The sequence below is a fragment of the Zeaxanthinibacter sp. PT1 genome, from assembly GCF_028464225.1.
Lineage (GTDB): Bacteria > Bacteroidota > Bacteroidia > Flavobacteriales > Flavobacteriaceae > Zeaxanthinibacter.
Genome location: NZ_JAQPCN010000003.1, coordinates 242,298 through 262,008, shown reverse-complemented (window position 1 = coordinate 262,008; position 19,711 = coordinate 242,298). Strand labels below are relative to the sequence as shown.

Genomic DNA, 19,711 nt, shown 5'->3' with positions numbered 1-19,711 from the left:
AATTAATCCATACTCTCTTAATTGTCATTTCAGGCACTGATAATCAACACCTTTCAAAGAAAGTTCACATTTTTTTAACAAGTTTTAGCAAACAGCAAGGTAATTTCGACAAAAGGAAAGCTTTCTCGTTAAAATACCATCCCGGCACCAATTTGGAATGCCCTATTCCCGGGATGGTTGGTATCCTATTTTTTCTTCTGCTGTTCTGCCTGCTCCATCATTTCGCGCATTTTTCGCTGGAACTTGTTCTCTTTCTTCGGTTTCTTCTTATTCTCCTGAATCTGAGCATGGATCTTCTCTTCATCCAGGATAAAGTTTTTAATCGCAAGCATGATGAAAATGGTAATCAGGTTAGATACAAAGTAGTATAAACTCAGACCACTCGCATAGTTGTTAAAGAAGAACAACATCATCAGCGGGGAGAGGTACATGATAAACTTCATGTTCGGCATACCGGGCTGCGTCTGCATATTCTGCCCTGTAGTCATCATCATATAGAAAAAGATGGCTACAGACGCCAGGATTGGGAATAAGCTTACGTGGTCCCCGTAAAACGGGATAGTGAAAGGCAATTGTGCCACCGTATCATAGGACGAAAGATCTTCTGCCCATAAGAATGATTTCTGGCGCAGGGCAAAAGAGGTTGGGAAAAACATGAACAGGGCATAGAAGATCGGCAGCTGCAGCAGCGCAGGTACACAACCACTCATAGGGCTAACCCCCGCTTTATTGTACAGCTTCATGGTTTCCTGCTGCTTTTTCATCGCGTTATCCTTGTACTTCTCTCCCAGTTCTGTGATCTCCGGTTTAAGTACTTTCATCTTGGCCTGTGAAAGGTAAGACTTGTAGGTTACCGGTGACATGAGTAAACGCACCAGTATGGTCATTACTACGATAGCGATACCAAAGGGTAGGAAGGAACTCAGGAAGCCGTAGAATGGTGTGAACACATAACGGTTGATCCACCCGAAGATTCCCCATCCGAAGGGGATAGAATCTGCAAGGCCTAATTCTTCATAGTGTTCCAGTACATCAACATCGGTAGGTCCGTAATACCAGTTCATGGCATAGGACAGCTCACCACCTTCGAGCTCCAGGGGAGCAGAGGTGCTAAATAATTTCGTAAAATGTTCTTCAGGACTTTCTTCCTCCACAAGGTTTTCAGAGCGGAGCTCAGCAGTCTTAAAGTGGTTATCTGTCGCCAATATGGTGCTGAAGAAATGTTGCCGGTAAGAGAGCCATTTGATATCTTCTTCAATATCATCGTCATCACTGCTTTCGGATAGTTTACTGATATTACCATCGTCGTGGTTATACGTCAACCTTGTGTACCTGTTACCGTACTGTATACTCTTATTATGGCGGATACCTTTCACCCTCCAATCTAACTGAATGGGTTGGTTTTTATCAAAGATCCCACTCATGCCTCGGGACCGAATATTAAAATCGAGCAGGTAGTCATTGGGTTTTAACTCGTACCGGTATTCCAGGTAACGGTCCGGACCCACTTTGGCCTTCATCGAAAGCACCTGGTTTTCTCCATTCTTGCTCAGGCTGGGCTCAAAATATAATTTTTGTGTATTTATGGCACGCTGGTCTGTCGTGGTAAAATTCAATCCAAATGAAGCATTGCCATCCTTTACCAGGTACACCGGAACGGAATCATAGGTTACAAATTTCTTCAGTACCGCCTCAGTGATCTGCCCTCCAAGGTTACTGACTTCCAGACGTACCAACTCATTCTCCAGGACGGTCGTACCTTCTTTTGCATCGGTAAAGCCGAAGCCTCCTACACTATTCTTATAGGCTGCCAGGTCTGCAGAATCGCGTAAAACCGGCATGGTCTCCTGGGGTGTCACCTCAGCAGCGGCAGCCTTTTCCTGCTCTGCTGCTGCTTCAATCTTAGCTTGTTCCGCCTTCTGGGCCTCTACCTCTTCCGGAGTGGGCTGGCTCTGGTAGAACCAAAATATGAGGATTCCAAAGATCAGCACAAAGCCGATGATCGAGTTGATATCCAGTTTCTTTTCTTCCATGGGAATGATCTGTGTAAAAATTCCGGGCTGTTTTATTTCCAGCCTGGGTTCTTAAAAATTAAGGTTTGCAAATATATGCCGTCTTGCGCGGTTTACGCAACCTTCGCATTGGTTTGTTGCTTTTTATACTGTAGTACAGCCTTGAGGAATCCTACAAAGAGCGGGTGCGGACTTGCCACCGTACTTTTGTATTCCGGGTGATACTGAACCCCGACAAACCATGGGTGAGAAGGAATTTCCACGATCTCTACCAAGCCGGTTTCTTCGTTGATCCCGGTAGCCATCAGCCCGGCATTCTCTAACTGTTCTAAATACTGGCTGTTAAATTCGTAGCGGTGACGGTGGCGTTCAGAAATTCGCGATTTACCCTGGTAGACTTTTTCTACTAAGGATCCTTCTTTCAATTTACAGCTCCAGGCGCCAAGACGCATGGTGCCGCCTTTATTAGTGATCGTTTTCTGAGCTTCCATCAGGTCGATGACCGGGTCTGGCGTCTCCGGGTCCATTTCGGTCGAATTGGCCTTGGTAAGACCGAGTACATTCCTTGAATATTCGATCACTGCCATCTGCATACCCAAACAAATCCCCAGGAAGGGAATCCCTTTTTCACGAGCAAATTGTACCGCTTTGATCTTACCTTCAATTCCGCGCTCTCCAAACCCTGGTGCCACTAAGATTCCATGCAGCCCTTTCATTTGCTGTTCAAAATTCTCATCAGTGATGTGTTCTGAATGAATAGAGCGAACGTTCACTTTAACTTCATTTAGCGCCCCGGCGTGTATAAAAGACTCCAGGATCGATTTGTACGAATCCTGCAGCTCCACGTACTTCCCTATCAGTCCGACGGTCACTTCATGTTGCGGGTTCTTATGCCTGTCCAGGAATTCGTGCCACTGGGTCAGGTCTGGTTTGGTATCGTCTTTTAAATGTAGTTTCTGCAATACCACCTTATCCAGGCCTTCGTCCTGCATCATCACCGGGACATCGTAAATAGTTGAGGCATCTATAGATTGAATAACAGCCTCCTTTTTCACGTTACAGAACAACGCCAGCTTTTCTTTGATATCCTCTGTAATCTGGTGCTCTGTACGGCATACAAGAACATCTGCTTTTATCCCGCTTTCCATGAGGGTTTTCACAGAATGTTGTGTCGGTTTGGTTTTCAGTTCCCCGGCTGCAGATAAGAACGGTATAAGGGTGAGGTGTACCACAATGGCATTACCGTCTCCAAGTTCCCATAATAACTGCCGGACTGCCTCGATATACGGAAGGGACTCAATATCTCCCACTGTACCACCGATCTCGGTGATCACTATATCGTATTCCCCGCTGTTACCCAGCTTCTGAACTCTTTCTTTGATCTCGTTGGTGATATGAGGTACAACCTGCACGGTCTTGCCCAGGAATTCTCCCCTTCTCTCCTTCTCAATTACACTTTGATAGATCCTCCCGGTAGTGACGTTGTTTGCCTGGGAGGTATTTACATTCAGGAAGCGCTCATAGTGCCCCAGGTCAAGGTCTGTTTCTGCCCCATCATCGGTCACATAACATTCGCCATGCTCATAAGGGTTCAGGGTACCCGGATCTACGTTGATGTAGGGATCTAATTTCTGAATGGTTGTCTTATAACCCCTTGCCTGAAGTAGCTTAGCAAGAGATGCTGCGATTATTCCTTTACCAAGGGATGAAGTTACCCCTCCCGTAACGAATATGTATTTTGTATCTGGCATTCGTCTATGTTATGTTACGGGATACAAAAGTACGAAATGCTGTAAGAAATCACAGGCTATCCAGCGGGAAATTCTCAGGAAAGGAGAAGTTCCGGATCCTTACAGAAAATGATCGCAGCCGTTAGATTTTGCTGGGCGCAATATCACTATTTACCAGAGCATGTTTGATTAAAATTTTGTCTTTACTAAAAACCAGTATCTTTAAAACAATTAATATAGCTGATATGAAAAGAAGGAAATTCCTCGGAGCCTCTCTCGCCGCATCGGCCGGTATGCTCGCTTACCAGAAGGTCTACGGATCCACAGAGGATAAAAAGCAAAACCCGGAATTAAAAGGCAATATTAACCATAGCGCCTGCTATTGGTGTTATGAAAGCATACCCCTGGATTCTTTCCTGGGCGAATTAAATAAACTGGGCGTACAGGCTATAGACCTAGTGGGGCCGCAAGACTGGCCTTTACTTAAAAAGCACGGTATACACGCATCGATGTGCTGGGGAGCTGAAATCAGTCTGACCGAAGGTTTTAACGACCCCAAGTACCATCCCGAACTACTGAAGCGGTATTCTGAAATGATTCCAAAAGTAGCGGATGCCGGGTACACCAACCTGATTTGCTTTAGTGGTAACCGGCGGGGAATGACTGATAAAGAAGGCCTTGCGAATTGTGTTAAAGGCTTGTCCAAACTAGTGCCGATTGCGGAAAAGAACGGGGTGGTTTTACAAATGGAATTATTGAATTCTAAGGTGGATCACAAAGATTATATGTGCGATCATACTTCCTGGGGAGTCGCTCTTTGTAAGGAACTCAACTCGGATCATTTTAAGTTGCTATACGATATTTACCACATGCAGATCATGGAGGGCGATGTGATCCGGAATATCCGGGAGCATCACCAGTACATAGGGCATTATCATACGGGTGGCAACCCGGGGAGGCACGAAATAGATGAAACCCAGGAATTGTATTACCCGGCGATCATGAGAGCAATTGTTGAAACCGGCTTTAGGGGTCACGTGGCACAGGAGTTTATTCCGTCCAGGGAGGACAAAATTTCTTCTCTCGCACAGGGAATAGGGATCTGTGACGTCTAACAAGCAGCTGACCTTTCAGGGTGCCTGGCTGCTTATTGTTCCCAAAGAAAATAGATATCCTTTTTAATATCCGGGTGAAGACTCAGCAATACCGGGCAAGTTTTCCCGGTACGCTCCAGAATAGCCCGATTCTTCTCAGATACCCGTGATGGCAGACGCAGGGTTACTTCAATCCTGGAAATCATTCTGGGGTCAGAACTCATGTGCTTCACCACTTCGGCAACAGCACCTTTTAATGAAATATCCAGGGTATCAGATTTAATACCCATCACGGTAAGCATGCAGCTCGCCAGGGCCGTTGCAACGGTATCTGTAGGAGAAAACGTCTGCCCTAACCCATGGTTATCCACAGGAGCATCACTAATAATTTCGTTCCCTGATGCCAGGTGTTCCGCCTTGGTACGCAGTTCACCGATATATATCACTTTCGAGGTCATGGTTGTGGTTTTACTTCTTCAATTTTCATGTTATTGTACATCAGTATATAGGAAGAGGTATTAAAATAACCGGATACCGGGTCTTTCACAAAATTGAATTTATTACCGCTGTATTGTGTAGTTCCTATACCCCGTGAGGCTTCGAACAGGTCTAGTTTATAACCCAGCTTTAACAAAAGATCCAAGGTGAGGTCAAAACCACGTATTGCATACTTATCCGGCTCACCGCCGAACCGTTTAACATATCGTTTTGTAAAAGCTTCCGTGGTATCTTCACGGTAGGCCGATGGATAGGTGAAGCTAAGGTTAGAAAGGTGTGAGCCTGAAATTACAGGGTTCTCAAATCCCTTATTCTTATTAGTGGTAAACATTCGCACTTTAATGTCCGTCGTATTGACCGAGTTAAGAATAGAAGTGACACTGGAGATGAGCTTAAAATTTGACGATTCTACAAATACCCAGTTTTCCTGTGTTTCTGACAATAGCTCCTGCAGTGCTTCCAGGTCTATGGAGATATTCTTTTCTTCCTCTATAACCGCCAAAGATCTAGCGCGAGGAAATTTTTTCATGATCTCTGCCTTGGTAACCCTATTCTTATCATCCGCAATCACGATGACATTCTGGTCCGTTACCTGCGTCCCCATGAACTCCAGCATACGTTTCCTAAGGATCTCATCAGAAGTATAGGAAAAGAAAACGTTACCCAGGCTTAGTTTACTGTTCAGGGGTACCGGGGCGATCACAGGTACTTCCTGTCCTGCAGCCTGCACCGCTACCTCCTCTAATGAAGATTGATCCAGGGGACCGAATACTGCGTCTACCTGCCCAAAATTGACATTACGAAGAATTTCTTTTGTTTTGTCCAGGCTCAGTTGGTTATCATAAGCTACCACATCGACAGACATTCCAAGTTCGGCAATGGAATCCAAGGCGACCAGGGCACCGCTGTACAACCCCAGGCTATACTTAATATCGTTACGGCTCTGCAGGGTTTTTAATGCCAATTCTTCATCGCTGAAGTTCATCTTATCCAGCCTAAATGGCAATATATAGACTAGCCTCGGACGGTGTCTCCTGTTCAGGCTATCCACAAGATTAATCTTGTCCAATACCAGGGAGTTCTTAACCTCCAGCTCAAAAGATCGTTCTTTAGGCAATTTAAGGATCATACCCGCCTTAAGACCAAGGGCAAGTTCCGGGTTGAGCTCTAAGAGCTCGTCATAACCAATTCCAAGGTTCCTGGTCAATGAAAAAGTAGTTTGCTTAGGCTTTACCTCGTAGAAAACGTAATTCTCAGCATTGACCTCAGGGCCTGTCAGCTGTTTTTTTGGTAAACGGATAACCATGCCTTCTTTAAGACCTCCCCTGTCCATGATCTCCGGGTTAAGCCGTACGATTTCTTCGGAGGACATTCCGTATTCCTGGCTCAGGCTGTAAAGGGTCTTTTTGGGTGGCACCGTATACGAGATATAATAATCTACTTTCTGCTCCCCTACACTACTGCCGGGGATTTTCGGTAAAACTAACTGCTGCCCTGCAGCTAAATTATTATTGGCCCGGGAAAGTTCCGGGTTCAGTGACAGCATACTATCTATAGTAATGCCATAGCGATGTGCTATGCTCCACCTCGTTTCTTTGGGCTTTACGGTATAGGTTTCAAAATTATCCAGTTCTTCATCTACTTCATCATCGGACTTATCGGCGTAAACAGGAATTTGCAAACGCATGCCTTTATCCAGTTGCGAAGAATACAATGCTGTATTATACCTTTTGATATCCTCCTCGGTAATGTTGTAATTACGGGCGATCCCAAAAAGCGTCTCACGCTTGCGAACCCGGTGCACTTTGAATTCAACAGGTTCCTCCTGTGGTGGAACTACCTCCTTCTTCTTTACCATATCCGAAGGAACAATATTGGTTTCAGCGGCTTTAGAATCCAGCGGAATGACCAAAATGGTATTGGGGCGTAAAGGCGCATCTTTTTTAAGTTCTTTATTGAACTTGAGAATATTAAAAGGAGTCACCCGGTACTTTTTAGCGATACCATATAGGGTCTCTCCCTCCTTTACTGCGTGGGTAGTAAATTGCTGCGCTACAGCCTGCAGGCTGATAAGCAGGAAAACCAAGAGCATCAAACACTTTCTATACATAATCCGCTTATTACTTTATTCCCATTCTATAGTTGCCGGCGGTTTAGAACTGATATCGTATACCACCCGGTTAACACCCGGGACTTTATTGATAATGTCATTGGAGGTCTTCTGAAGGAATTCATAGGGTAAGTTCACCCAATCTGCTGTCATTCCGTCCGTGCTCTCCACCGCACGTAAAGCTACACATTTTTCATAGGTACGCTCATCACCCATCACCCCTACACTTTGTACCGGAAGCAGGATTGCACCCGCCTGCCATACCTTGTCATATAATCCCCATTCTTTAAGACCGTTGATGAAAATAGCGTCTACTTCCTGGAGTATGGCTACTTTCTCCGCAGTGATATCTCCGAGGATCCGGATGGCTAATCCAGGTCCCGGGAACGGGTGCCGTCCAAGTCGTTCTGGCTCAAGGTCCATACTTGCACCGACCCGGCGAACTTCATCTTTGAACAACATCTTTAGGGGCTCTACCACCTTTAATTTCATAAAATCGGGCAGACCTCCAACATTGTGATGACTTTTAATAGTCGCTGAAGGCCCCCCGGTTGCAGAAACCGACTCAATTACATCAGGGTAAATGGTTCCCTGCCCAAGCCATTTGGCATCCTCTACTTTGTGGGCTTCGTCATCAAAAACATCGATAAATACGCCCCCGATGAGCTTCCTTTTTTTCTCCGGATCTGACTCTCCTTCCAAGGCTTTCAAAAAGCGTGCCGAAGCATCCACACCCTTTACATTCAACCCCATGTGCTCATATTGATCAAGCACCTCGGTAAACTCGTTTTTGCGCAACAGACCGTTGTTAACAAAGATACAGTGAAGCTGTTTCCCAATGGCCTTGTGCAATAATACGGCCGCAACCGTAGAATCGACCCCACCGGATAATCCCAGGATAACCTTATCCGTACCGATCTTTTCTTTCAGATCTGCTACGGTTGCCTCTACAAAGGCGTCCGGGGTCCAGGTCTGTTCCAGCCCGGCGATATGTACCAGGAAATTTTCTAATATTTGTTTCCCGTCTGTCGTATGGTAGACTTCCGGGTGAAACTGTATAGCATAAGTATGTTCCCCTTCGATACGATATGCTGCATTCAGCACATCCTGTGTCCTGGCCAGGCGTACAGCTCCAGTAGGTAATTCCCGAATGGTATCACTGTGACTCATCCAGACCTGGGTACCTTCCTGAATATCTTTAAAGAACGGGTTCTTATTATCTATAGAAGATAAACGGGCTCTACCGTACTCACGTGTATTTGACGGAGCTACGACCCCGCCAAAAAAGTGGGCCAAGTACTGAGCGCCGTAGCAGACAGCCAGTAATGGCAGCTTACCTTTGATCTTTGACAGATCCGGATGCGGAGCATCGTCTGCCCGTACCGAAAAGGGCGATCCTGAAAGGATCACGGCCTTGTAAGCAGAAAGGTCTTCCGGCAGGCGGTTAAAGGGTTTAATTTCACAGAAAATGTTAAGTTCCCGAACACGCCTGGCGATCAATTGGGTGTACTGGGAACCAAAATCGAGAATGAGGACGTTATTTTGCATGGGCAAAAATAGTAAAATGAGTGAATCCGAAAACCTCATCCGGGGGATATTTCAAACACAGATTTCCACAACGCGAATTTTTTACTGTAAGGATTACAAGGATCGGCTGATGAATATCATTTTAAAGTACAAAATCTGTTAAAATATATTGACCTATATTGCATCCCTGATCAGCTTATCATCTCCACAGAAATCAGAGAGACCTGGCAGAAACAAATTCATTTAGCTCAGTAAGCCAAGCACTGATCCAAACAAGTCTACAGCCTTTCGGGGCCAACAAAACACCAAAATTCTTCCAACCTCTAATTATACTTAAAATAGAGCTATATAAAATACTGGTTATTAGTGTTTTACATTAATTCCTACAAAATCAATTTTAGATGTTTTTCTATCTAAAAACGCCTGGTATCAACGCTATAAATAGAAAAGCCCCGGCGCGACTGCCGGGGCTTTTCAAATCAAAAACCAACCTAAACACATGAAGTTTTATAACACAATAAGGAAAAACTAAAAATCCTTTTTCATAGCAATTTGTATATATAACAACTGGAAATAAAAAAACCCTACCACCTTTTTTATATTTATTTTTATAAGGCGATAAAATAACAACCGTCATGGATCACTTTAAAGAGCTTAAAGAGGAATTAGAAGCAGCGCCAATAAATGAAGGACATCCTTTTAGAACCGGGACCCTGGGTACCGTGGGCCTTGATATGATGGCACGATTACGTACGGTGGTCTTGCGGAAAGTAGCTAAGGATCTCACCCTTACCTTTTATACGGATTACCGTTCCAAAAAAATTATCCATATCAAAGAAAATCCTAAAGTGAGTATGTTGTTGTACCATCCGGAAAAGCAGCTGCAACTCAAAATAGAGGGACTCGCCAGGGTTAGAAAGGATTCCGGATCTGTACAGTCGCTTTGGGATGATATGCATGAACACAGCAAAAAGGATTACACCACGGCCCTCGCCCCCGGCAGTGAAATAGCGGATAGAGAAAATATAGAATATCTGGATACCGAGAATTTCCTGTGTATCGTGGAATTAGAGCCCTTTAAGATCGAATACCTTAAGCTTGGCAGTCCGCATCATACCAGGATACGATTTTCTAAAAAAAGCGAGGAACGCTGGGTGTCCGATTTCCTAGTACCTTAAGATCAGGAATTCACTCGGTATAGGCTGAAGCGTTTGTTTCAGTTTCTCTATCAGCCCCGGCCCCATCTCCAGGTATAGCTCTGAAAAGTTCATTTGTCTTTCCTGCAGGCTCTGGTTAGGAAATAACTCGTTCTGAAGGGCAGTCAATCGCGACACCTGGTCGCTCAGTTTCCGCTTCTGTGCTTTCAGCAACCGCTTCTCTAAATTATCCAGTCCTTTCAGTTGTTTTACTTCCTGGGCTTTTACCGCTCCAAGGAAAGATTTGTCAGTTTTCTCTGCCAGTTCATACATGCCGGAAAATTGCTGGACAAGCTGCTCTCTCTGGGGACCAAAATCGATATCAATGTTAGAAATTTCCCGGATTTTCTTATTGATCAGGCTGCTTTGCTTTAAGAAAAGGTCAGTGGTCTTCACATTTAGCCGTTCCGCTTTACCGGCCTGCTTATCGCTGATCATCAGGACTGAATTTCGCAATTGGAGGATCGGAAACGGAACTTCTGCCTGCTCAAAAAAGGCTTTTAATTCCAGCCAATAAGCCAGTTCGCCTCCACCCCCTATATAGCAGAGATTAGGCAATACTACTTCCTGGTATAATGGCCGAGTCATTACATTGGGAGAAAAACGTTCAGGATGCTGATTGAGCTCCTTCATCAGTTCTTCCTCTGTGAACCTTATATCGGTATCCAGTACATAATAGTGACCATCCTGATGCTCCAGACGTTCCCTGATGCCATCTTTTAAATAGAAATAATTCACCTCCCTGGGATTAACTTGTATCCCGTATTTCTGAGGAATTTTTTCCAATTCCTTAATAGTTTGGCTAACCGTATTAAAACCCAGCTGCTGCTCCAGGTCTTTCTTCATGTAAGGAACAAACTGCTTTTTCAAAAGCGCATTATCTCCATCCAGGATTACCAACCCATAATCTCCGAACAGTTCGTTAACTAAGTAACGTGTGGCAGATGCCAAATTTGAATGTTCCAGGTAGGCCTTGCTGAATAAATCCTTTAAACGATCTGCATTTTCCCCTGCACCGAGTTCCAGTTTAAACGAGTCGAACACTGCTTGCAGCCCTTGGTTATCCAAGCGGCCAACTGCCCCTGAAGCATCTTTGCTCCACTGAATCTTCTTTCCCTTGAAATTGAAGTAATTAATTTCGTCAAAATCATGATCCTCTGTAGCCATCCAGTAAACCGGAACAAAATTTCGATCCGGGTATACATTCTTTAATTCGTCGCAGAGATTTATAGTAGAAATAATCTTGTAGAGGAAGTAAAGCGGGCCTGTAAACAGGTTTAACTGGTGACCTGTAACCACGGTAAATGTATTGGACGACTCCAGCATGGAGATATGCCTGCTGGTGGCCGGGTTTACAGCAGTACCCTCATATTGTTGTTGTAATGCCCGGACCAGTGTAATGCGAGCCTCTTCCGTATAGGATTCGTTTTTCCGTTCCAGCTGTGAACCAAAAGATGCCAGCTTGGGAAATGAATTGTAAAAGGGTTTTAGATGATCCTTCTGATCCAGGTAATCTACGATAAGTTGTGAAAAATAGCCGGTTTTTGAGAAGGGAATACAGTCTATGTCCATGAATGCGCCTTAATTGCTGGTAAAGATAAGTTTCCTGAAACTTTCATTTCCTAAATATACGTTAAGATAGGAAGCCCTCGGCAGAAGTCCAACCCTTCTGTAAATGGTGCTCAAAGGCTTTTATGGCCCCATTAATTTTGTAGTGCATTTGCTCAATAATGTTTAGATTTGGAGCTTATCTAACCTAATAACCGGCAAATAACATGAAGCAGATATTGCTTACCTTTTCATTCTTCTGGATGTTCCTGGCCTTTTCACAGGATCTAAAATCCCCTTCCGAATTCCTGGGCTATGAATTAGGAACAGAATTCACACCGCATTACAGGGTGGAAGATTATTATCAACATGTAGCCACATCCAGGCCGGGCCAGGTACAACTGCAAAGCTATGGCCGCACCTATGAAGGAAGACCCCTATTACTAGCCTACCTATCTACGGAATCTAACATGCAGAACCTGGAAAGTATCCGGGAAGAACACCTAAAAAGCCTTCAGGGAAGTAGTGAAGCAGAAAAAGCCGTTGTGTGGCTTAGCTACAATGTTCACGGTAATGAAAGTGTAAGTACAGAAGCCTCTATGCAGACCATATATGATCTGCTCACCGATAAAAGTGCTTACCTCGAAAATACGATCGTGATCATGGATCCTGCAATAAATCCTGACGGCAGGGATCGCTATGTGAACTGGTACAAACAATACAGGAACAGGCCCAACCAGGTAGACCCCAATAGTGTGGAACATCACGAAGGCTGGTGGTCAGGAAGATCTAACCACTATATGTTTGACCTGAACCGCGACTGGGCCTGGCTTACACAGGTGGAAAGCCAGCAGCGTTTAAAGAAATACAATGAATGGATGCCACATGTTCATGTAGACTTCCATGAGCAAGGAGTTGATTCCCCGTATTACTTTGCCCCGGCTGCAGAACCCTACCACGAAGTGATCACCGATTTTCAACGAGATTTCCAGGAGACCATTGGTAAAAACCACGCTAAGTATTTTGATGCCAATGGTTGGTACTATTTTACCAAAGAAGTATTTGATCTGCTATACCCAAGCTACGGGGACACCTACCCTACTTATAATGGTGCAATTGGGATGACTTACGAGCAAGGAGGAAGCGGCCGTGCCGGCCTGGGAATAATTACCCGCGAGGGCGACACCCTGACCCTGAAGGACAGGATAGCACATCACTTGACCACCGGATTGTCTACCGTAGAAGTAGCTTCAAAAAACGCGGCACTGCTGAACGACTCCTTTAAAAAATATTACAGGGACAGGAATTATAAGTATAACAGTTATGTCTTAAGCGGGAACCGCGACCAACTGGACGCGCTTGCCGAACTCCTGGACAAGCATCAAATTAAGTATGGTTCCGGGGACGGTAGTTCTGTGAGTGGTTACAATTACCGGCAGCAAAAGAACGGGAGCACTAAGACCAATGCTGCCAGCATGGTGATATCGACAGACCAGACCAAGGGTAACCTTGTTAAAGTGCTGTTTGAACCTAATGCAAAACTCAGTGATTCGGTTACCTATGACATCACAGCCTGGTCCCTGCCCTATGCCTACGGGCTCGAAACCATTGCATCAGAGAAATTAGTGTCTTCATCGACCTATAAAATGCAGGAGCATAGTAATAACCAATTAAACCCAGATAGTTATGCCTATGTAAGCGACTGGAACAGCATGAAGGATGCCCGCTTCCTGGCCGCTTTGCTGCAACACGGAATAAAGGTTCGCTATTCTCAAAAACCATTCAGGCTAGAAGGTAAAAATTATGAACGCGGTAGCCTGATCCTTACCCGGGCCGATAACGCAGACCAAAAAGATTACATCAGCAAACTCCAGGAAACGGCTAAGAAATTCAATAAGGACCTGGCCGCGGTTTCAACGGGGTTTGTGGATTCGGGGAAAGATTTTGGATCCTCCTCCGTGGAATTGATACTCCCTCCAAAAATTGCTGTATTAGGTGGGGAGCCCACCAGTACACTCAGGTTTGGAGAGGTATGGCACTTTTTTGAACAGCAGTTGAATTATCCGCTTACAGTACTGCATGCCGATTACTGGGATAGGGTAAATCTGGATGAATACGACGTTCTGATCCTGCCTGACGGACGTGGGTATGAATCATTGTTAAAAGATAATCTCAGGGATCGCTTATCTTCCTGGATTTCCCAGGGTGGTAACCTGATCGCGATGGGGAATGCCATGGGTGTTCTAAGTGATCAATCTGGTTTCTCCATCAAATCGAGGAAAATAGAGGCAGACAGTACGGAGAAAAATGTTCAGCCGCACGGGGAACAGGAAAGAGAATCTATTAAGAATGCTATCACCGGTGCCATTTTTAAAACCAAAGTAGATAATACCCATCCCCTGGCCTATGGTTACGGAGACACCTACTATACCCTGAAACTCGGGAATGACCGGTTTGAGTACCTGGATAAGGGTACCGTGGTATACATGGATGAAGAGACCAAACCTATCGCAGGTTTTGCGGGGAGCCAGGCTCAGAAGAACAGGGAGAACACCCTGATCTTCGGCGTACAATCTAAGGGCAGGGGGAACGTAATTTATATGGCAGATAACCCCCTCTTCCGCGGTTTCTGGGAGAAAGGAAAGTTATTCTTTGCCAATGCTATTTTCATGGTCAACTAAGCAAGTATAAATCAGATAGGAATTAAGGTGGGCCAAAATGCCCACCTTTTTTATTTTAATCTACCATCAAACATTTCTATTTTCCAAGTACTTCTATTTACAAATTCTCCTTGCAACCGAGTCCAAAGTGCCCGGTTTAACTTAATTTTAGCACGGTGTTATTAAACAGCTATACCGATTTGTTTAACGATCAGATAATTCCTTGCGTACCAACCTAATGAAGTAGATATCGGCTTTTAACGATTATACAAGATGTGCAGAGGAATTGTTTCAATTTTCGATTAATTACGAATAGCTAAAAAACTAAACAAGCACTTAATTTCGTATATTGAGATATGGATACCACACTAGAAATAAAAAGGCTGGAAAACCTTCATAAATACGGAATATTAGACACACCCCAGGATGGTAGCTTTGATGAGATCACATCTCTTGCGGTAAAGATTTTTGACGTCCCTATTTCTATAATTTCCTTAGTGGACACAGACCGGATCTGGTTTAAATCTTCCTACGGTCTGGATATTGATGAAATTCCAAAAGAACCGGGCTTGTGCAGTTCTGCTATTTTGTCTGATGACGTTTACATTGTTGAAAATGCACGCAAGGATCCAAGGACGCTGACCAACCCCCTGGTTACCGGTGCACTGGGTCTTCAGTTCTATGCCGCTGCTCCGTTGATCACCAAAGATCGATTCCGTCTAGGTAACTTTGTGATCATCGATGCCAAACCAAGGAGTCTGAATGGCAAGGAGTCTTCTATGCTTATCCAACTGTCCAGGATTGTGATGGACAGGGTAGAACTCCAGCTCGAGGCCCGGGAATTGGTCCGGGATCTTAATAATAAAGGATTGGCCCAAAGCTAGCGGAATCTTAGTGCCTCTTAGGGTTTCCTTAAACTCTTTAATTTTTCTGCGCTACGTTATAATTCCGCATTATTCGGGTTTTTTCTGTTTGTTCTGCATTATATCTTTGTAAACCAAAGAGATCAGAATATGGAAAAGCAGGAGGTGCTGGATTACCAACGGATAGAAAAAGCAATTGACTACATCAGGAAGCATTTCCGGGAACAACCAACTTTGGACGAGATTGCTGAGCAGGTACACCTGAGTCCTGCACATTTCCAGCGACTCTTCACGAACTGGGCCGGAGTGAGTCCAAAAAAATTCATACAATTCCTCAGTTTGGAGTATGCCAAAAAACTTTTAGGAGAACAGAAACTAAGCTTATTTGACACTGCGGAAAAGACCGGGCTTTCCGGTACCGGCAGGTTGCACGATCTTTTTCTGAACATCGAGGGAATGACACCGGGTGAATACAGGAAAGGCGCTATGAACCTGGAAATACATTACGAGTTCTACGATTCTGTTTTCGGTAAGGCGCTGATTGCCTCAACCGGTAAAGGAATCTGCCAGGTACTGTTCACTGATGATGAAGAGGGGGCTTTGGAAAAATTACGAGGATCTTTTCCTAAAGCAAAACTCGAGAAGATAGCGGAACCGACCCACCTGGAGGCTTTGAGACGCTTCCAGGCAGACCCGAACTCTGATGAACCCTTAACGCTCCATTTAAAAGGCACCCCCTTCCAATTGAAAGTCTGGCAGGCACTGTTGCAAATTCCGGAGGGGAAGGTCAAGACATACGGACAGATAGCAGCGGAGATAGAGATGCCAAAGGCATCAAGGGCCGTGGGCACTGCCATAGGCAGTAATCCTGTGGGGTTCCTCATTCCCTGCCATCGGGTCATTCAATCCAGCGGGGCACTCGGAGGTTATCGTTGGGGTGTAAATCGCAAATCGGCTATATTAGGATGGGAAGCTTCCAGGTTGTCTGAATGATATTGATTGAATTATGAACCAGGATAATGAATTAACATCTTCTGGAAACCTATTACCTTTTGACGGGCTGGTGCACTACCACGGTCCATTGATGGATCTGAATTCGGCCTCCCGATACATGGAAGCCTTACTGAAGGAGATAAGCTGGGAACACGATGAATTAATGATGTTCGGCAAGCGTATTGTAACCAAAAGAAAGGTTGCCTGGTATGGCTCCGAACCTTTTTCGTATACCTACAGCCATACTACTAAAAAAGCCCTGCCTTGGATTCCGTTATTAGAGGAATTAAAACGAAGGGCAGAACTGGAAAGCGGGGCAACATTTAATTCTTGTTTACTCAACCTTTACCACAGTGGTGCGGAAGGAATGGGGTGGCACAGCGACAACGAAAAAGAACTTCGCAAGCAGGGCACCATCGCCTCGATGAGTTTTGGAGCAGGCAGGAATTTTGTTTTTAAACATAGGGAAACTCATGAAAAAATATCTGTATTCCTGGAACCGGGAAGCTTGCTGGTGATGAAAGGGACCACCCAGCAACATTGGTTGCATCGACTTCCCCCGAGCAAGCGTATAACCGAACCCAGGATCAACCTTACCTTCCGGACTATCGCTTAATCCCGATGAAAACACCAAAACTTGCCGGATTTCCATAAATTAGCGATATGCATTCCCGGCCCCTATTTACAATACTCTGTTGCTTACTATTGTTGTGCTCGGCCTGCCGGAAACCCCAGCAGAAGCTGAGGATTGCTACCGCTGCCAATATGCAGTATGCAATGGAAGAACTGGTTGAAGCCTATAGCAGTGAATCGGGAATCGCCTGTGAAATCATCATTGGTTCCTCCGGAAAACTGACAGCACAGATACGTGAGGGCGCCCCTTACGATATACTTGTCTCAGCAGATATGCGTTATCCCCGTGAACTGGAAAAGTTAGATTTATTATCCGGCCCACCGCGGGTCTATGCTTATGGTACCTTAGTCATCTGGACTAACAGGCCCGGGATAGAACCTTCACTAAAAGCACTTACAGATCCGGGCATTCATCATATTGCCATAGCTAACCCGCTCACCGCACCTTATGGAAGGGCGGCCATAGAGGCATTAGAAGAAGCCGGAATATACGATCAGCTTGCTCATAAACTGGTCTACGGTGAAAGTGTTGCCCAGGCCAGCCAGTTTATTCGCTCCGGCGCCTCAGAAGTAGGTATTACTGCCAAAGCAGTAGTGTTGTCTGCCCAGGTGGCCGGGATAGGCAAATGGGTCGATCTTGATTCGAAGAAATATACCCCCATAGAACAGGGAGTAGCCTGTCTAAGAAATTCCGCTCAGCCAAAAGCGGCCATGGCATTCTCTGAATTCCTTTTTTCCCCTGAAGCCAGGCAGATCCTGAAAAAATTTGGATATTCGGTATATGAATAAGGTAAAAGGTGTTATATCGGGAATAGAGGTTAGCGGAAGTCTTTCCCTGGTCAGTGTACACTGTGGCAACAGAGTATTGAAATCGATCATTATTGATACCCCGGACACCTTAGGATACCTGGTTCAAGGAGCCGATGTAGAACTACTTTTTAAAGAGACAGAAGTGGTAATTGCAAAGCCAGGACCGCTGGATATCAGTTTACAAAACCGGATACCGGCTACCGTTTTCTCTATATCAAAAGGAGAACTGCTGAGCAGCTTAATTCTAAACAGTGAACTGGGCAAGCTGGAATCCATCATCTCTACAGCCGCCGTGACGCAACTAAAATTAGAGCCCGGAAAAGTAGTACAGGCGATGGTTAAACTAAACGAAATGATGCTATCGCCATGCTAGAGGGAACTCCACTTAAGATCACTTTTGAACTGGCTGCGGTAACCACGGTATTGTTATTCTTTGTGTCTATTCCCCTCGCTTTCTGGTTATCCTCCAGCCGGTCTAGGGTTAAGCCCATTATAGAAACCCTGGTAAGCATGCCCCTGGTGCTCCCACCCACGGTCCTGGGTTTTTACTTTCTGCTGGCATTTAGTCCTTCAAATTCCTTCGGGCAGTGGTTAGATGAGTGGTTAGGCATTCAACTTATATTTTCCTTTCCCGGCTTGGTGATCGCTTCCATGGTCTACAGCCTGCCTTTTATGGTACACCCCATACAGTCTGGTTTAGCATCTCTTCCAACTTCATTAAAAGAAGCCTCTTACCTGATGGGAAAATCCAGGTTCACCACTTTATATAAGATTTTGCTTCCCAACATTAAATCTTCCTTGCTCACCGGCATAGTACTCTCCTTTGCACATACGGTGGGCGAATTCGGTGTAGTACTGATGATCGGAGGAAATATCCCGGGAGAAACCAGGGTAGCTTCGATAGCCATATACGACCAGGTTGAAGCCCTTAATTACGAAGCTGCGAATTTCTATTCTATGATATTGTTTGCGATTACTTTCACTATTTTACTCCTGGTTTACCTGGTCAATGGCGGCTACCTCAAAAAATTCTGGCGATGATCACAGCAGAGCTAAATAAGAAATTATGGTCTGCTCAAGGCGGGATGGAATTAGCCCTGCGGTTTGATCTGGGAACAGGCGAAAGCCTCACCCTTTATGGCGACTCAGGAGCAGGTAAGACCTCTACCCTTAGAATGTTAGCCGGGCTGTTACCACCTGATTCCGGCCGTATCGTGGTAGGCGGAGAAACCTGGTATGATGCCGACAAGAATATAGACCTACCACCCCAGCAAAGGGACATCGGGTTTGTATTTCAGGACTACGCCCTATTTCCAAACCTTACAGCCCGGCAGAACCTGTTGTACGGACTCCGTAAAGGGGAAGAAGATTTCCTTGAAGAGCTAATTGCGATCAGTGGCCTGGGCGAACTACAGCATAAAAAACCCGGGCAGCTCTCCGGGGGGCAGCAACAGCGTGTCGCCCTGGCAAGAGCCTTGGTCCGAAAGCCAAAACTGCTCTTACTGGATGAACCCATGTCTGCCCTGGATCACCAGATGAGGAACCAGCTACAGGATTTTCTCATCAACGCACAACAAAGCTACGGGCTCACTATTATTTTGGTCAGTCATGACCTTGGTGAAGTAATCAAACTTTCGGACCGCGTGGCAGTTCTTGAAAGTGGTAGCATTTGTAAGGTTGGCAGCCCGGCCGAGGTATTTATGCAGCACAAGATCAGCGGCAAATTCCAGTTCAGTGGCAGGGTCTTGCACATACAGCAGGAGGAAGTGGTATGGATAATCACCTTATTGATCGCCACAAACGTGGTAAAAGTAGTGGTCTCGGAGAAAGAAAGCAGGGAATTACAGGTAGGAGACCAGGTTGTTGTCGCCTCAAAAGCTTTTAATCCAATTCTCAACAAAGTATAAATCAGTAAATAACACTTCTCCCATCTTGCTGTATGTTAAATATTTATGTGAAAACATAGAAAATTTACGTACATTTAAATTCCTCCAGCAGTCGTTCCATATAACAGTTCTCCCCTAAAGCGGCTATTTG

The 19,711-nt window shown here is 45.1% G+C and carries 16 protein-coding genes; 10 read left to right on the top strand and 6 right to left on the bottom strand.

The features are described from left to right. Window positions 1-185: 185 nt before the first annotated feature. Window positions 186-2,033 carry a membrane protein insertase YidC gene (gene yidC / locus PP178_RS10605; protein WP_272594316.1) on the bottom strand — a complete coding sequence of 616 codons (1,848 nt, stop codon included), beginning with the start codon at window positions 2,031-2,033 and terminating at the stop codon, window positions 186-188. A 92-nt stretch (window positions 2,034-2,125) separates the two neighbouring features. Then, window positions 2,126-3,763, bottom strand: a complete 1,638-nt coding sequence (locus tag PP178_RS10600) for a CTP synthase (protein WP_272594315.1) — start codon at window positions 3,761-3,763, stop codon at window positions 2,126-2,128. A 224-nt stretch (window positions 3,764-3,987) separates the two neighbouring features. Between PP178_RS10600 and PP178_RS10595 the strand changes: the two genes are divergently transcribed. Beyond that, on the top strand, window positions 3,988-4,857 hold the full coding sequence (locus PP178_RS10595) for a hydroxypyruvate isomerase family protein (protein WP_272594314.1): 870 nt from the start codon (window positions 3,988-3,990) through the stop codon (window positions 4,855-4,857). A gap of 32 nt (window positions 4,858-4,889) precedes the next feature. Here PP178_RS10595 and PP178_RS10590 read toward each other — a convergent pair whose 3' ends face one another. From PP178_RS10590 to guaA, 3 genes are read right to left on the bottom strand one after another with little or no spacing between them, the layout of a single operon-like run. After that, window positions 4,890-5,294: an OsmC family protein gene (locus tag PP178_RS10590; RefSeq protein ID WP_272594313.1), complete on the bottom strand. Its 405-nt coding sequence runs from the start codon at window positions 5,292-5,294 to the stop codon at window positions 4,890-4,892. Continuing rightward, a complete protein-coding gene (locus tag PP178_RS10585) occupies window positions 5,291-7,444 on the bottom strand; it encodes a LysM peptidoglycan-binding domain-containing protein (protein ID WP_272594312.1) in 2,154 nt (717 codons plus the stop codon). The genes PP178_RS10590 and PP178_RS10585 overlap by 4 nt, the downstream gene beginning before the upstream one ends. 15 nt (window positions 7,445-7,459) lie before the next feature. Then, the gene (gene guaA, locus PP178_RS10580; RefSeq protein ID WP_272594311.1) at window positions 7,460-8,992 is read right to left on the bottom strand and encodes a glutamine-hydrolyzing GMP synthase; all 1,533 of its coding nucleotides are present in this window, start codon (window positions 8,990-8,992) and stop codon (window positions 7,460-7,462) included. A gap of 614 nt (window positions 8,993-9,606) precedes the next feature. On the opposite strand from guaA, the gene PP178_RS10575 reads away from it, so the two are divergent. Next, on the top strand, window positions 9,607-10,149 hold the full coding sequence (locus PP178_RS10575) for a pyridoxamine 5'-phosphate oxidase family protein (protein WP_272594310.1): 543 nt from the start codon (window positions 9,607-9,609) through the stop codon (window positions 10,147-10,149). Here PP178_RS10575 and bshC read toward each other — a convergent pair. Continuing rightward, window positions 10,138-11,739 (bottom strand): bacillithiol biosynthesis cysteine-adding enzyme BshC, encoded by a 1,602-nt coding sequence (bshC, locus tag PP178_RS10570; RefSeq protein WP_272594309.1) that lies wholly within the window; start codon window positions 11,737-11,739, stop codon window positions 10,138-10,140. The genes PP178_RS10575 and bshC overlap by 12 nt on opposite strands. 203 nt (window positions 11,740-11,942) lie before the next feature. On the opposite strand from bshC, the gene PP178_RS10565 reads away from it, so the two are divergent. The 8 genes from PP178_RS10565 to PP178_RS10530 all read left to right on the top strand — a co-directional run bounded on the left by PP178_RS10565 (window position 11,943) and on the right by PP178_RS10530 (window position 19,581). Then, complete coding sequence (locus PP178_RS10565; RefSeq protein WP_272594308.1) at window positions 11,943-14,396, top strand: M14 family metallopeptidase; 2,454 nt, start codon at window positions 11,943-11,945, stop codon at window positions 14,394-14,396. A 335-nt stretch (window positions 14,397-14,731) separates the two neighbouring features. Beyond that, window positions 14,732-15,259 carry a GAF domain-containing protein gene (locus tag PP178_RS10560; RefSeq protein ID WP_272594307.1) on the top strand — a complete coding sequence of 176 codons (528 nt, stop codon included), beginning with the start codon at window positions 14,732-14,734 and terminating at the stop codon, window positions 15,257-15,259. Between the two features lie 129 nt (window positions 15,260-15,388). After that, the gene (locus PP178_RS10555; RefSeq protein ID WP_272594306.1) at window positions 15,389-16,231 is read left to right on the top strand and encodes a methylated-DNA--[protein]-cysteine S-methyltransferase; all 843 of its coding nucleotides are present in this window, start codon (window positions 15,389-15,391) and stop codon (window positions 16,229-16,231) included. A 13-nt stretch (window positions 16,232-16,244) separates the two neighbouring features. Next, on the top strand, window positions 16,245-16,847 hold the full coding sequence (locus PP178_RS10550; protein WP_272594305.1) for an alpha-ketoglutarate-dependent dioxygenase AlkB family protein: 603 nt from the start codon (window positions 16,245-16,247) through the stop codon (window positions 16,845-16,847). A 47-nt stretch (window positions 16,848-16,894) separates the two neighbouring features. Continuing rightward, the gene (modA, locus tag PP178_RS10545; RefSeq protein ID WP_272594304.1) at window positions 16,895-17,653 is read left to right on the top strand and encodes a molybdate ABC transporter substrate-binding protein; all 759 of its coding nucleotides are present in this window, start codon (window positions 16,895-16,897) and stop codon (window positions 17,651-17,653) included. After that, window positions 17,646-18,047: a TOBE domain-containing protein gene (locus PP178_RS10540; RefSeq protein WP_272594303.1), complete on the top strand. Its 402-nt coding sequence runs from the start codon at window positions 17,646-17,648 to the stop codon at window positions 18,045-18,047. Before modA ends, PP178_RS10540 begins: the two co-directional genes overlap by 8 nt. After that, window positions 18,041-18,715 carry a molybdate ABC transporter permease subunit gene (modB, locus tag PP178_RS10535; RefSeq protein ID WP_272594302.1) on the top strand — a complete coding sequence of 225 codons (675 nt, stop codon included), beginning with the start codon at window positions 18,041-18,043 and terminating at the stop codon, window positions 18,713-18,715. Before PP178_RS10540 ends, modB begins: the two co-directional genes overlap by 7 nt. Continuing rightward, the gene (locus PP178_RS10530; protein ID WP_272594301.1) at window positions 18,712-19,581 is read left to right on the top strand and encodes an ABC transporter ATP-binding protein; all 870 of its coding nucleotides are present in this window, start codon (window positions 18,712-18,714) and stop codon (window positions 19,579-19,581) included. Before modB ends, PP178_RS10530 begins: the two co-directional genes overlap by 4 nt. Window positions 19,582-19,711: the final 130 nt, after the last annotated feature.